This window comes from Bacillus sp. G1(2015b) (assembly GCF_001482475.1).
Classification (GTDB): domain Bacteria; phylum Bacillota; class Bacilli; order Bacillales; family Bacillaceae; genus Bacillus; species Bacillus safensis.
In genome coordinates, this window is sequence record NZ_LKIC01000004.1 from 127,478 (window position 1) to 143,592 (window position 16,115).

General features: G+C 42.4%; 10 protein-coding genes. All 10 read right to left on the minus strand.

Annotation, left to right across the window (positions count from 1 at the left end; genetic code table 11):
- Positions 1-4 precede the first annotated feature (4 nt).
- Positions 5-2,110, minus strand: coding sequence for a glycoside hydrolase family 48 protein (locus AMR95_RS04235; RefSeq protein ID WP_041084839.1), 2,106 nt, complete (start codon positions 2,108-2,110; stop codon positions 5-7).
- A gap of 32 nt (positions 2,111-2,142) precedes the next feature.
- The gene (locus tag AMR95_RS04240) at positions 2,143-3,993 is read right to left on the minus strand and encodes a glycoside hydrolase family 9 protein (protein WP_058837693.1); all 1,851 of its coding nucleotides are present in this window, start codon (positions 3,991-3,993) and stop codon (positions 2,143-2,145) included.
- 424 nt (positions 3,994-4,417) lie between these two features.
- Positions 4,418-8,731, minus strand: coding sequence for a PolC-type DNA polymerase III (locus AMR95_RS04245; protein WP_058837694.1), 4,314 nt, complete (start codon positions 8,729-8,731; stop codon positions 4,418-4,420).
- A gap of 73 nt (positions 8,732-8,804) precedes the next feature.
- Positions 8,805-10,502: a proline--tRNA ligase gene (locus AMR95_RS04250; RefSeq protein ID WP_058837695.1), complete on the minus strand. Its 1,698-nt coding sequence runs from the start codon at positions 10,500-10,502 to the stop codon at positions 8,805-8,807.
- A gap of 80 nt (positions 10,503-10,582) precedes the next feature.
- Complete coding sequence (gene rseP, locus AMR95_RS04255) at positions 10,583-11,848, minus strand: RIP metalloprotease RseP (protein ID WP_087975441.1); 1,266 nt, start codon at positions 11,846-11,848, stop codon at positions 10,583-10,585.
- Between the two features lie 6 nt (positions 11,849-11,854).
- On the minus strand, positions 11,855-13,006 hold the full coding sequence (dxr, locus tag AMR95_RS04260; protein ID WP_058837696.1) for a 1-deoxy-D-xylulose-5-phosphate reductoisomerase: 1,152 nt from the start codon (positions 13,004-13,006) through the stop codon (positions 11,855-11,857).
- A 39-nt stretch (positions 13,007-13,045) separates the two neighbouring features.
- Positions 13,046-13,840, minus strand: coding sequence for a phosphatidate cytidylyltransferase (locus AMR95_RS04265; RefSeq protein WP_024424148.1), 795 nt, complete (start codon positions 13,838-13,840; stop codon positions 13,046-13,048).
- Between the two features lie 12 nt (positions 13,841-13,852).
- Entirely contained in the window at positions 13,853-14,635 is a 783-nt protein-coding gene (locus AMR95_RS04270) for an isoprenyl transferase (protein WP_039178577.1), read from the minus strand.
- A gap of 129 nt (positions 14,636-14,764) precedes the next feature.
- Positions 14,765-15,322 (minus strand): ribosome recycling factor, encoded by a 558-nt coding sequence (frr, locus tag AMR95_RS04275; RefSeq protein WP_024424150.1) that lies wholly within the window; start codon positions 15,320-15,322, stop codon positions 14,765-14,767.
- Position 15,323: 1 nt separating this feature from the next.
- On the minus strand, positions 15,324-16,046 hold the full coding sequence (gene pyrH / locus AMR95_RS04280) for a UMP kinase (protein WP_008344767.1): 723 nt from the start codon (positions 16,044-16,046) through the stop codon (positions 15,324-15,326).
- Positions 16,047-16,115 lie beyond the last annotated feature (69 nt).

Genomic DNA, 16,115 nt, shown 5'->3' on the forward strand with positions numbered 1-16,115 from the left:
TCTCTTAGTTGATCAGACGATGATATTCAGCATAGGCAGTGGCCATATCCACTTGAGACCAGAAGCGGTGATAAGTGAAAACTGGTGCGCCATTCTCCCATTTGCCTGTAGCTTCATTAAATGAAGACTGATATTTACTTTCGAGTGAAGACCACGCTGGATCTTGTTTAATCTTCGGACGAAGGTCAGCAAAACTCGTATAGACCCCATTCCCTCCTCGCTGCGGGTCAGAAGGAACGGTGCTGGCTCCAGGAATCTGATTTCCTTGACCAAATGTCCCGTTCCATCCATTTGGAAAATACACTTCTTTTCTAAAGAAACGGTCATAGTCTTCTCTATCTTCCTCGGTCACTATGCCGACGCCATCATTGTAATTCCATGCAACCTCTAGAAGCTGCGCGGCTGCATCTTTCGCTCTTGCACCAAGCGCTGTATAATCACCTGTTTCCAGCTTTGTGGCTGCAGCAAAGAAAATCAAAGCTTTGGCAAGACTCCCTAATACGCCTGTATCCTGAGTTGGATCTTTTGTGACAGCTGTTAAATTTGGATTTCCTGTTGCAGACTGGAATCCATTCCAAGTATCAGGCTGTCCGCTCCAAGCAATATTTCCAGGTAGCCAAAACTCTCCAGGCGCACTTGTTGTAGCAACCGAAACATTTGTTCCTCCTAGAATTCTCTGTCCTTGCTCATCTAAGAAATAACCCTCTTCATCCGACACAGGACGGCTGCCGATAAAAATATAATCTAATGCATAGTTGACCCATTTTGTTATGGCAGATTTGGCCATTTGGACATTTTCAGATGTTTTGTCGCCATCTTTGACAAAAATATAATAAAGCTCTGCTACGCGCTCCATTGGCCACGCCTGCATTCCAAACCAGTTATTTGATGGCGGATCAAGGTAAACAGGCGCATCTTCATATGCCATATCGTAAAAAGTACTTCTTCCCGCCGGATAAGCACTATAGTCTCCATTCCAGCTATTGGTTGCGCCTCCTGCTATGGCTCCCTCTTTCGATTGAAGCCATACGTAAAATTCAAGCTGCCTCTTTAATGTTTTTTCCCAATCGCTTGCCCCAGTAGCAGAAGATGGCTTTAGGCCTCCTTTATCTGAGGATAAAGCATAAGCAGCGACAGGATTTTGATATCCCTGATGACAATGGCTCGCTCCGATACGCCATGACCAGTTTGCATACTCCCCGAGTCCTCCACCCCAAGAGGTATACCAAGCCATTAAGTAATGACAGGCACCCTTTCCGTTTCCAGGATACGGATTCCCCTGCTTCCCGCTTCCAATCGTTTGAAAATATTTATCGTACATACCGTAACGGAGGAAATCCCCCATTTTTTTCGCTTTATCAAGATAAGCTGTCTGATTATAGCCGAGCTCCTTCGCCCAATACATCGCTTGTATCGCACGTGCATCAGCATCTGTTGCATTCGTATAACGCCACTGAGCAGCTGGAGCTTGATTTTCTTTTGTGAACAAGCTCATAAAGCCTTCATTCGGCTTACCAAAAGATTTATCGTCTTGTGATGGATGAGGGATGGACTCCCATACAGATTCCTGTGGACCACGCTGGAATGTGTTCACATATGCGGCTGTATGTGATGGGTTGAGCAAGTTCCCATAGCCATACCAGTTATCTACGTCAAGGAGCCAGTGCATTAAATACGTTTCATTCGATCCATAGGTTGATTTTAATTCACCATCAATTGGATCTTGACCAGCAGGACGGGCACCGGTTAATTGGCTTGGGTATTGATCCGGAAATGGTTTCTCTGCTGCATATGTGGCTGGACTGGACGGATTATAAGCATTCATATGCGGCTGCTCATCATGCCCATCTTCATTGACTGGGATGATGTACTTCTCCATATTGTCCCAAGCTGCCTCTAATTTGCTCCAATCCCCTGTGTAATGTCCGTACAGCACCTCAAGCCATAGCCAATAGCTATACGCTTCCGAAGTTGTCATATGTCCGTAATCAGGCGCTTCACAAATGAGCGTCTCGATTGAATGGTACGGAATTCCTTCTGGTGAAAAATATCCATTCGCATCGCTTTTGATTTGATGATAAAGCGTTAAAAACCGTTCTTTATTTGACAAGTCCTTCACCCTTTCAATAAAATCGTTGATTTTTATTTGTCTGGAAGTGTGCCAAATACTAAAGCACCATCGTCAAAGACAGGAATCTTCGTTGTTTTTTGCATAGTGGATGTTAATCCTTGATAGGAATAATCATTTGAGGCATCCCATATATTCGATCCATTTGGAGCAGATATTCGAAATTGTATTTCCTTCTTATGCTCAGATTCTCCTCTAGGAGAAATAGCTACGCCGGTAAAATCAATTTCTGCAAAATAGACGCGAGCTGATGCGTCATATACCTTTAAAGGCGATAAGGAAGCGCCTTCATTGTAGGCTGCTGTCACCTGAATATCCTTTTCAGTCAATCCCTTTGCAAAGACCTCGCTCAGATTAACGTAATATCTGAAGGAGAGTGTTTGACTGGTTCTTGCCGGCCAGCCGGACCTGTTGTACAGCACTGCTTTCACTTGAGTAGATGTTGTATCGTTATGCATCACAGCTGCCTCTACAAAGAACTCATCCTCCACCTGTTCTTTAGGCGGGAAATTTGGCAGCTTTGATTGGCCTTGACCAAAGAGCTGCACCATTTTGGCGATATTTCCAGTAAAGGCGGCATTATAATCAGTCGCCACTTCGTTAGATATATAATCAGAGATGTCATCGTCATATTGATCCTGTGCATTAGGACCTCCAACAAGCGCTCCATAAAGTGTGTGCCGGTGATTTGGAGGGTTTGTCAGCTGGTTAGACCATGAGCCATGTGCAGTACGATGGTGCGGGTGCTTCGGCGGATTCTGGCCAAACCCAACGACGTAGCTTCTATTCAGCGGATTATCACCTAACATATAGTGAGTTTGCTTGATTGCAAACGATTGATATCGATTCTTCTTTTCTTGATCAGATACCCAATCAGCATAAACAAAGGCTAAAAATGCTGCATTTGCGGCATAACGAAGTGAACCCCATTGATCTAGCCATGCCAAACCACCAGGCGTATAGGTGATTCTTTCTACTTTTCCATTTTGAACAAGACCTGTGGTCCAGTAATCAAGATTGCGCTCAGTGGATTCTATAAATCTGTTCTCTTTCGTGATTCTTGCAAGTAAAATTTGTGAAGCAAAAAAAGTATTGTCCCATGACATGGTAAACGTATAATCCCAATCCTTCGGCCATTCCTCTACCGCTTTTAATGCTTGGTTTAAATAAGTTTCTTCATTTGTCGCCAAGTACAGCCAGATTCCGCCCCAAATCAGTTCGTCAACATAGCCGCTCCAGGAGTTGTAAAATGGCTGCGCATTGGTGACACAATCTGAATATTTGCCGCGATACTTGTCAGCAAATGCATATAGCTGTTTGGCGTGCGTTAAAAGCTTTGCCGCATAAGACGCATCTGTTTCTTTAAAAATGATAGAACCTGCTGCTAAAGCCGCCGCAGTTTGTGCAGCTACTTCTGTTCCAGGACAATGTTCATCAATTTTAAAAGCTGGCCGGTTCATCGGCATCACTTCTGCTGGCCCCCACCAAGCATGATCGGCGTTTCCATCACCTACTTGCGCCCAAAATTCATTCGGTCCTGTATGTGCTTTCAAGAAATAATCAGTTGCCCACTTGATTTGATCTAGTATCTCATCAAGCAGCTCCGCCTCTTCATAAGCTTCCCGGTATTCATATACTGTCCATGCAAGCACGGCTGCTGAATAAGCCATCGGAAGTCCAAATTTCACATGATCTCCTGCATCATACCAGCCGCCAGTTAAGTCATGCCCAACCTCCTTCCCGTCCTCTAGTCCAGAATCTCCCCGCCAGTTAAGACGATTGTTTTCCGGAAGCCGGCCTGACCGCTGCGCTTCATAAAAAAGCATGGATTTTTGTAAAACCTCTACATAGTTGTAAGATGCCATTTCTCTATTGCTCACCCCTTCTTTTTAGTGAAACATTGATCAATAGACGCACCGCCTCCTTTTGATACTTCGTTTCGTGATCTGTACAGTTTTGAAAAGAATCAAATATGTTTCAAAAATAAGCATAGTAAACAGCAATCAGCCTTACGCTCATCGAAGTTTTCTCTTGATTCTCCTTCTGACTGTACCCAGAATGATCATATGTCGTTTGAGAACATTTCAGACGGCGAAATTCTCTTTTGAGCTCTATTTGGGTAGAAAGAATGACATACAATCTCTTCTCTTAAAACATCACGCTAAATCAAGATATATGAATGGATATGAAAATAATTCCAGTTGGTGAAAAATCTTTATTAGTTAACATAATAATATTATTGTATATATAGAAAAGAACGCCCTTTTAAGGGCGCTCTTATTCATCACATTAGAATAAAGAAAGCTGATTTTGATCAGGAAGTGCTTCTAAACAGCCTTGACGATCTAAATACTCAAGAATAGTCTTTGAGACTTTTCCACGCTTTTGTAAATCTTCTTTTGAAAGGAATTCCCCATCTTGCCGCGCGCGGACAATATTTAACGCAACGTTTGTGCCGAGTCCAGGGATCGAGTTGAATGGAGGAATTAATCCGTCTCCATCTATGATAAACTCTGTTGCACTTGAGCGGTAGAGGTCAACTTTTTTGAAGTGGTAGCCTCTTTCACACATTTCAAGCGCAAGCTCTAGCACAGTTAATAGGTTCTTTTCTTTCGGTGATGCATCTAAACCTTTTGAATTAATATCATCCATAACGGCTCGGATTGCATTCGATCCTTTTGTCATCGTTTCAATATCAAAGTCATCCGCACGAACGGTAAAGTAAGCCGCATAGTACAGGAGTGCATGATGCACCTTGAAATAAGCAATACGAACAGCCATCAATACATATGCAGCCGCGTGGGCTTTAGGGAACATGTATTTGATCTTTTTACAAGAATCAATATACCAGTTTGGTACATTATTATTCTTCATTTCTTCTTCCCATTCAGGAGGAAGTCCCTTTCCTTTACGAACAGATTCCATGATTTTAAAGGCAAGTGACGGCTCTAAGCCTTGGTAGATGAGATAGACCATAATATCATCACGACACCCAATGACTTCACTTAGTTCACACGTTTTATTGTGAATGAGCTCTTGTGCGTTTCCGAGCCATACATCCGTACCGTGTGAGAGCCCAGAAATCTGAACAAGCTCTGAGAAGGTCGTTGGTTTTGTATCCTCTAGCATTTGCCGAACAAATCTTGTTCCAAATTCCGGGATACCGAGTGTACCTGTTTTACAGCCTATTTGCTCTTCTGTTACACCTAGCGGCTCTGTCCCTTGGAAAATCTTCATGACTTCAGGGTCATCTGTTGGAATCGTTTTTGGATCGATTCCGCTTAAATCTTGAAGCATACGAATGACCGTTGGATCATCGTGCCCAAGAATATCCAGCTTGAGCAAGTTATCGTGAATCGAATGGAAATCAAAATGTGTCGTCTTCCAATCAGAACCTGTCGCATCTGCTGGGTATTGAATAGGTGAGAAATCGTAAATGTCCATATAATCCGGCACAACGATAATCCCGCCTGGATGCTGGCCCGTTGTCCGTTTTACCCCTGTACAGCCTTGTACAAGCCGGTCGATTTCAGCACCTCTCATATGAAGGTTATGATCCCCTGCATAGCCTTTCACGTAACCGTATGCTGTTTTTTCTGCAACGGTACCAATCGTCCCTGCTCGGTATACATACTCTTCTCCGAACAACTCTTTCGTATAGTTATGTGCTATCGGCTGATATTCGCCTGAGAAGTTCAAATCAATATCAGGAACTTTGTCTCCTTTAAAACCTAGGAACGTTTCAAACGGAATATCATGTCCGTCTTTTTTATACGGCGTTCCACATTCAGGACAGTCTTTATCTGGAAGGTCAAAGCCTGAACCAACAGATCCGTCATTAAAGAACTCAGAGTGCTTACAGCTTGGGCATACATAATGAGGTGCAAGTGGATTTACTTCAGTAATCTCTGTTAATGTCGCAACAAGAGATGATCCGACAGATCCCCTTGAACCAACAAGATATCCATCATCAAGTGATTTTTTTACGAGCTTATGAGAGATTAAGTAAATAACGGCGAAACCATGACCGATAATACTTTTTAATTCTTTCTCAATGCGGTCTTCTACGATTTTCGGCAGGTCATCTCCGTAGATACTGCGCGCCATTTGATAGCTCATTTCCCGTATTTCTTCATCTGCACCTTCAATTTTTGGTGTGTAAAGATCATCTTTGATAGGTTTAATGCTTTCGACCATCTCAGATACTTTTTGCGTATTTGTTACGACGATCTCTTTCGCTTTTTCGTCTCCTAGGAAGGAGAACGCTTCAAGCATTTCATCTGTCGTTCTAAAATGAACTTTTGGCAGTTCATGTCGGTTCAGCGGATTCGCTCCACCTTGTGATGAAATTAAGATTTTACGATAAATTTTGTCTTCTGGATGCAGGTAATGTACATTCCCAGTCGCCACAACTGGTTTATTCAGCTTTTCGCCAAGTTTGACAATGTTTGTGATGATTTCTTTTAACGCACGTTCATCTCGAACTAGCTCAAGCTGTAGCAGGTGCTGATACACTTCTGGCGGATGTACCTCTAAATAGTCATAAAATGCTGCAATGTCTTCCACCTCATCAGGTGACTTTTGCATCATTCCTTCAAATACCTCACCCTTATCACAAGCAGACCCAACAATTAAACCTTCTCGATATTTCTCAAGCTGGGAGCGTGGAATACGCGGGACACGGTAGAAATAATGAATATGAGAAAGTGAAACAAGCTTAAATAAATTCTTAAGACCTGTCTCATTTTGAGCAATCAAAGTTGCATGGTAAGGACGTGAGCGCTGGTATGCATTCGACTGCCCCATGTTTTCATTCAATTGATCGTGATAGGCAATCTCTTTTTCAGCCGCATCTTTTAGCATCTTCAGCATGAGATAGCCTGTCGCCTCTGCATCATAAATCGCCCGGTGATGCTGCGTTAGTTCAATATCAAACTTTTTACAGAGGGTGTTCAGCCGGTGATTTTTAAATTCTGGGTATAGGAAACGGCCAAGTTCAAGTGTATCAATGACAGGGTTTGACGCTTTATCTGTTTTTAAGAGGCGTTTATACGCTGCATTTAAAAAGCCCATATCAAAGCTCGCATTGTGCGCAACAAGAATATCTTGTCCAATCCATTCTTTGAAATCCCGTACGACGTCGACGACATCTGGTGCATCTCTCACCATATCATCGGTGATACCTGTTAATTCGATGGTTGTCGCTGATAACGGGTGATGGGGATTTGCAAACGCCTCAAAGCGGTCAATGATTTCCCCGCCTTTGATTTTCACTGCTGCCAGCTCAATGATCGTGTCATAAACGGCTGAAAGTCCAGTTGTCTCTACGTCAAATACGACATATGTCGCATCCTCTAACAAGCGGTGCTCTGGGTTATACGCAATCGGTACCCCGTCGTCCACTAAATTGATTTCCACACCGTACATCATTTTGATGTCATGCTTTTTACTTGCTGCATACGCATCCGGGAAGGATTGTACAACGGCATGATCTGTCAGAGCAATGGCTTCATGTCCCCATTTTTTTGCTTGTTCAACAAGCCTGCCGATGCCAGTGACAGCATCCATTTGGCTCATAGGTGAATGTAAATGAAGCTCCACACGCTTTTCACCCTCAGGTGCTGTATCTTCTTTCAGCTGCGGTTTCATTTCATTGACATCATTAGCGATCATGACAAGATCTCTGACAAACGTATCATTTTGAATGCTTCCTCTTGCTTTCACCCACATGCCTTTTTTCAATGATTTCATCAGCTGAGCATCTTCTTTTTCTCTTGCAAACATTTTGATCAATATACTATTTGTATAATCAGTGATCTTAAAGATACAAAGCGTTCTCCCGCTTTTCAGCTCACGCGTTTCTGCATCGAATACGTAGCCTTGAACGGTGATTCTTCTTTCCTCGTCCATGATACTGTCAAGCGTACGAATTTCTTCATTGTCTTTGATTTGATAGCCAATCATCAGAGGGCCTGATGGAGCTTCATCCTGCTCCTCACTTTCTTTCTTCTCCATCTCAGTGAGGGCTTGCATGGCTCTTTCTTGATCTTCAGCAAGCTTTTGTTCTCTGAACTTCTGAATCTCTTGATCTGATACAAAAATTTCTGTATCGAATTGCAGCTCTGGAAAACCTACTTGTTTAAATGCGGCCTGGAGCATCGGGCTGTACTTCTTCTTAATAGCGAGTGCCTCTGTTTCGCTTTTCGTTTTAATGATGATTTTATGGCCAGACAGCGACGGTTTTTGCTGCTGAAGCAAACTGATGATTGGGGGAGAAATTCCTTGAAGTTCTTCCACACAATGTGACCAGTACGATTGTACGAGATCTTCAGAGATGTGCGGATCACTCACTTCAATCGTACAAGTAATTTGTGCAATATGAGAAAATGCATTTGTCAGTCTGCTGAGAAACATGGCGTATACTTTGTAAGGCAAAAGAGCCTTAAATTTAAAAAGGAAATGCCATGTTTTCGTCGCTTTGTGCACCGTCAATTTGACGATTTCCCCTTCTTCAAAGTAACGACTGAGGTCATCATCTGTCATTTGAATCTGATTGAGTAATATATGAAATTGCCGCCGTGTGATCGGTAATTGTTCATCCAAGACAGGACCCTCCTTTTTTCAATCAGAAAGGTACCTCTTTTCTACAGGAGGTACCTTCATTTTTTTGTTCGTTTTATGCTTGGCGTATAAATGAAATCAGATCATCAACAGATACTTCATGTGATTCACCTGATTTTCTAAACTTCACTTCAACAATACCTTCTTCTGAACGTTTACCGCAGCTAATGCGAATTGGCAGTCCAATTAAATCACTGTCTGCAAATTTCACTCCTGCACGCTCCTGGCGGTCATCGAAAAGTACGTCAAAGCCTTCATCTTCTAAGCGCTCGTACAACGTTTCAGCCAATTCTTTTTGCGCATCGTTTTTCATATTTAATGCAAGGAGGTGAAGGTCATATGGTGCCACTGTTTCCGGCCAAATGATTCCTTTCTCATCATGATGCTGTTCAACAATCGCTGAAAGAGTTCTAGAGATGCCGATGCCATAGCAGCCCATAATCATTGGCTGCGCCCGTCCATTCTCATCAAGGTACGTTGCATCCATTGATTCAGAATAACGAGTGCCGAGTTTAAAGACTTGTCCTACTTCAATCCCTTTTGCAAACTGGATGGTGCCTTCCCCGTCTGGAGAAACATCTCCTTCTTGAATCAAGCGAAGATCTGTGAATTCTTTCACTGACACATCACGTGCAGGGTTGACATTGACATAGTGATAATCCGTTTCGTTTGCACCAGCGACTGCATTTGTCATTCCCTTCACAGCAAGGTCCGCATAAATATCGACTTCTGCTTCCAGTTTAACAGGTCCAACAAATCCAGGCTCAGTTCCAATGACTTCTAGCACTTCTTCGCGTGATGCTAGTTCGACAAGCTGTGCTCCTACTAAGTTTTTCACTTTCACATCATTTACTTCATGATCGCCTCTAGTAAGGATGAGAACATACGCATCGTCTGCTTTAAACAAAACAGATTTCATGCATGCAGAAGGATCAACTTCTAAAAATCCAGCCACATCTTGGATTGTTTTCGCTTGCGGCGTGTGGACTTTTTCAAGCTCTTTGAAGTCCGCAGGATTTGCTTCTTCTCCGTGATATACAGCCTCAGCCATTTCAATGTTTGCAGCATATGAGGAAGTATCAGAATAAGCGATGGTATCCTCTCCGACCTCTGAGAGTGCCATGAACTCATGTGTATCTTTTCCGCCCATTGCCCCAGAATCTGCAATGACTGGTCTAAAATTGAGACCTACTTTTGAGAACACATTAGAATAAGCTGTAAACATTTTGTTGTATGTCTCGTCGAGGCTTTCTGGTGAAGAATGGAATGAGTATGCATCCTTCATAATAAATTCACGTCCGCGCAGCAGTCCAAAGCGTGGTCTCTGTTCATCACGGAATTTTGATTGAATTTGATATAGAGTTAAAGGTAGCTTCTTATACGATTTCACTTCACTGCGTACTAGTGATGTAATCACTTCTTCGTGGGTTGGACCAAGCGCAAATTCGCGGCCATGGCGATCCTTCATACGCATCAGTTCTGGACCGTATGTATACCATCTTCCTGACTCTTGCCACATTTCTGCCTGCTGGAGCACTGGCATTAACAGCTCAGCTGCGCCTGCCTTTTCCATTTCCTTGCGGACGATGGATTGAATATGCTGAATGACTTTATGCGCAAGCGGCAGATAATGATAGATTCCACTTGTATTTTGTCTAATAAATCCAGCTCTTACTAAGAGTTGATGGCTTTTTGCCTCAGCATCTGCCGGCACCTCTCGAAGAGTTGGAATGAAAGTCAGGGATTGTCTCATGTCGTTACACCTCATTTATGAAATAGGACTTCTCACAAAAACTCTTGTTTCCCGGAATGAGAAACAAGAGAGAATGGTTTTTATAAAAATAACCGCTGGATGTCATTCCACGTTACCACTAACATTAACAGCATGAGGAAAGCAACACCAATAAAGACAACAAGTGCTTCTTTCTCACGATTAATTGGTTTACCGCGAATGGCTTCAACAAATAAGAATAGTAAACGTCCTCCGTCTAATGCAGGAATCGGTAACAAATTCACGATGCCTAGGTTGATACTGAGGAACGCCGCAAACTGCATTAATGTTAACACACCTTGTTTGGCTACTTCTCCTGTCATGTCATAAATTCCAACAGGACCTGCTAACATATCTAGTGAAAATTGTCCTGTGACAATTTTTTGCAAGTTCGTTAAGATCAGACCTGCCGTTGAAATGACGGTTGTGCCTGAAGATGAAATGACTTTCAAAAATCCATTTTCCGTTGGCGGATATGATCCGAAACGGCCAATACTTTTTCCGTCAGCTTTCACAGCTTCTGGTACAACCTGCACAGTGCTTTCTTTGCCGTCTCGGTCAATGACGACATTCATTTTTTTCTCAGGGTTCTTTTGAACTGTTTGAACGACGTCTGTCCAAGAATTCATTTTCTCGCCGTTAATGGACACGATGTGATCTCCCTGCATCAGTCCAGCTTCCGCCGCTCGTCCGTCTTTTGTCAGCTTACCGAGTACAGGATCATCAACGGTTACCCCTTGGATAAAGCCTAAAGCAACCAAAATCACATACGCCAGGATAAAGTTCATAATTGGTCCAGCTGCGATGGCTTTAATTCGCTGCCAAACTGTTTTTGAACCAAATTGACGATTGTATGGTGCAATTTGAATTTCTTCACCATCTGCAATATAGAAGCTTGTTTGACTGACATTGTAGCCAGTCAGAATATCTTCATTTCCAGCTTCATATCCCGAGATTCTCATGGCATGATCTAAATCGATCTGCTCCACTTCGATGACAAGTGCATCAGGATATTTTTCTTTATCATTTAAAATGATCTTTTCTACTTCATTTTGCTCATTGAATAAGAGCCCCACTGTATGACCTGGTTTAATTTCGATGACTTCAGGGTCTTCTCCAGCCATTTTCACAAATCCGCCAATAGGGAGGAGTCTAATGGTATAAACGGTTTCCTTTCGTTTAAAGGAGAAAATCTTCGGCCCAAAACCAATTGCGAACTCGCGGCATAAAATCCCCGCGCGCTGCGCCATAATTAAATGGCCAAGCTCGTGGAAAAAAACGAGCGTTCCAAAAATAATAATAAACGCAATCACTGTATTCACGAACATACCACCTTATGTGAGGATTGATTGAACAAAGTCTCGTGTATCTTTGTCCACTTCATGGATATCTTGCAAACTAGGCGTTGAAATCACATGATGTCTAATTAGTGCCTTTTCAATCAATTCTTCAATTTGCAGGAACGTTACTTTGCCTTTCAGAAATGCATCGACTGCTATTTCATTTGCTGCATTAAGTACAGCAGGCATTGTCCCTCCTATTTTACCTGATTCATAAGCAAAATGTAAGCAGCGATACCTGTCAAAATCCGCTTTTTGGAAATTCAATTGTCCAATCTCCCAAAGGTTCAATGATTTCGCTTCTTGTAACGGCGCCCTGTCAGGGTATGTGAGTGCATATTGAATAGGCACTCTCATGTCAGGTGTCCCTAACTGAGCCATGACGCTTTTGTCGTGAAATTCCACCATCGAATGGATAATGCTCTCTTTATGTAGCAGCACATCAATTTGTTCATAAGGGATATCAAACAACCAATGTGCCTCAATCACCTCGAGCCCCTTATTCATCATCGTCGCTGAATCAATGGTAATTTTCGCTCCCATCGACCAGTTCGGGTGGTTCAGCGCTTCTTCAACCGTAACACCTTCAAGTTCAGTTCGTTTTTTATCTCGGAAACTACCACCTGAAGCTGTCACGATTAAGCGTTCAATATTTTTAGCATGTTCACCTTGCAGGCATTGAAAAATAGCGGAATGCTCACTATCGACAGGAAGTAAAGGTACATCATATGTTTTAGCATACTCTTTTACTATATGACCAGCTGTTACAAGTGTTTCCTTATTTGCGAGTGCAATCGTCTTTTTTTGTTCAATGGCCTTTAATGTTGGAACAAGTCCAACACTTCCTACAAGTGCATTAACCACTACGTCCACTGCATCATAGGTCGCTGCCTCGATGTTGGCTTCATCACCAGCAGCCAGCTTCACACCGTATGCAAATGAATGATTTTTTAGCATGTGATAGGTTTCTTCGTCTACACAGCCAACGAATTCAGGCTGAAAGCGCTCAATGATCGGAATCGCTTTTGCTATATTTCTGCCAAAGGTCATGGCTTTCAGCTTAAATTTGTCCGGGTGCTGCCTGATCACATCTAACGTTTGTTCTCCAATTGATCCTGTTGCGCCTAATAGCGAAATATATTTCAAATTGCCACTCCTTCTCTCGTTCAATAAGTTTCTATGAGGTTAGCTGGCAAACGTTGCGAGCAGTAAGTATAAAAACGGCAGAACGAATAAAAAGCTGTCAAACCTGTCCAAAATTCCGCCATGGCCAGGGAGAATTGTCCCTGAATCCTTCACGTGATAATGACGCTTTAAAGCAGATTCCACTAGGTCGCCAAGCTGTCCAAAGATACTGAGTAAAAGAGTAATAAACATCACAAGCAGATATGATGGCAAAAATCCTGTAACCGCCTGAAACACAAGTGACAACACGACCGCTGTGACGATTCCGCCGATAAATCCTTCTACTGTTTTGTTTGGGCTGATTTCTGGCCAAAGCTTTCGTTTCCCCATAGATTTCCCAATAAAGTAGGCTCCTGAGTCAGTAGACCAAATAATCACTGCTGCGAAGAAGATCGCACTCATGCCATATAAGCCTCTAATTTGGATAAAATAATAGAAACTAACGCCAATATATAATGTGGCTAATACAACAAAAGCAACCTCATCGAATGTGAAAGAGTTTTTGCTCAAAACTGTATAAGTTAAAAGTATTAAGACTGCGAATAAAGCAATCTGCATTTTTGATGCGTCCACGTTTGGGAAGAAACTGTTGTCTCCGCCCATTAAAAGCCAAAGCAATATTAAGCTGACAATACCAGGAAAGCTGAAAATCGAGATTTTTTTCATTCTTAAAAGCTCAAAGAGAGCGACACTTCCCATTAAATAAATCAGCAGGGTAAATGGCATCTGTCCATATATCACAGCAAGTAAAAAGACTGCAGCTGCCAAAACACCCGTCAAAATTCTTTGTTTCATCTGCACCACCCTCTAAATTCCACCGAACCTCCGGCCGCGGCGCTGGTACTCTCCAATAGCGCCTATAAGGTGCTCATCAGAAAAGTCAGGCCAAAGCACATCCGTAAAGACAAACTCGCTGTAAGCAATTTGCCAAAGCATAAAGTTGCTTAATCTAATTTCTCCACTCGTGCGAATGAGCAAATCCGGATCTTGAAGAGATTCTGTCATTAAATAAGCTGAAAACATCTCTTCTGTGATGTCTTCTGCTTGAAGCTTACCTTCTTTGACCATTTCAGAAATTTGTCTGCATGCGGAGACGATTTCTGTGCGCCCCCCGTAGTTGAGCGCAAAGTTCAAAACGAGTCCGTCGTTATTTGCCGTACTCTTTACTGCATTCTCTACCGCTTTTTTCGTATGCTGCGGGAGGCCGTCTGGATCACCTGTTAAACGCACACGGACATTTTCCTCGATGAGTTCAGGCAGGTAGATGTTTAAAAATTCTTCAGGAAGTTTCATTAAAAAGTCTACTTCTAGTTTTGGACGTTTCCAATTTTCCGTAGAGAAAGCATACAAAGTCAGCACTTTGACATTCAGCTCATTTGCAAGCTTTGTCATGCGCTTGACGACTTTCATTCCTTCATGATGACCTGCTACCCGTGGAAGAGCACGTTTTTTCGCCCATCTTCCGTTCCCATCCATGATAATGGCGATATGTTCAGGAATTTCTCCATTTAATATGTCTTCTTTTGTCAGGCTTTCTAAGTTGGAAGCTGCTGTTTGCTGATTCTTCCAATTTTTGAGTATATTGAGCATGAGATTCCTCCATCACCCAAAAAGGTTGCGTTCCCGCTAATAATATAGTCATCAACAGTATTAACAAAAAAACCCCCTGTAAACATGAAGAGGGTCTTTTCACTATTATCTATTGTACATAGTTTTTTCTTAAACTTCCATGATTTCTTTTTCTTTATCTTTCGTCACGTCATCAATTTTAGCGACATATTCATCTGTCAATTTTTGGACATCCTCTGTTGATGATCTTAATTCATCTTCAGTGATCTCCCCATTTTTCTCAAGCTTTTTCAAATCATCGTTTGCATCACGACGAACGTTACGAACAGCTACTTTTGCTTCTTCTGAGTATTTTTTTACTACTTTCACAAGCTCTTTACGTCTTTCTTCTGTCAGCGCAGGAATCGCAATGCGGATCACATTTCCGTCACTTGTTGGCGTGATGCCAAGATCAGACTTTTGGATCGCTTTTTCGATATCACCGATTGCTGTTTTATCGTAAGGTGTGATAATCAGCATACGTGCTTCTGGCACTGTGATTGACGCAATTTGGTTAAGAGGTGTTTGTGCACCGTAATAATCAACTGTCACTTTATCAAGCAGTGAAGCATTTGCACGGCCTGCACGAACAGTTGCAAGCTCACGTCCGTATGCTTGTACAGCTTTTTCCATTTTTTCTTTCGTTTGGTTCAACACTTCTTTTGACACGTTATTTCCCCCTCACGATCGTTCCGATTGATTCGCCATTTACGGCACGTTTAATATTTCCTTCTTCCATAATGGAGAAGACAATTAATGGAATGTCATTGTCCATACATAATGAGGACGCAGTAGAATCCATTACAGCAAGCCCTTCTTTAAGTACATCAAGATATGAAAGCTTATCATATTTTACTGCATCCGCATCTGTACGAGGATCAGCACTGTAGACACCATCTACATTATTTTTCGCCATTAAAATGACATCTGCTTCAATTTCTGCTGCTCGAAGTGCTGCCGTAGTATCTGTAGAGAAATAAGGGTTACCTGTTCCAGCAGCAAAAATGACGACACGTTTCTTCTCAAGATGACGGATCGCTTTTCTTCTTATGTATGGTTCTGCAACCTGTCTCATTTCGATAGAGGTTTGCACTCTAGACTGAATGCCAAGCGTTTCTAGGCTGTCCTGTAACGCCAGTGAGTTCATCACTGTTGCCAGCATACCCATGTAGTCTGCTGTTGCACGATCCATTCCTAGATCACTGCCTGTCTTTCCACGCCAAAGGTTTCCTCCGCCTACAACGACTGCAACTTCAACATCAAGCTCTGCAATTTCTTTTACTTGCTTTGCAATGGATTGAATGACAGTTGGGTTAATTCCATTTCCAGCATCACCCGCTAGTGCTTCGCCACTTAGCTTCAGTACAATGCGATTATATTTCGGTTTGCTCATGATAACCTCCAAGTGTATACTATACCGTCTCTTATTATGCGTAAGAAACTGCCTTTTGTAAATCAATAT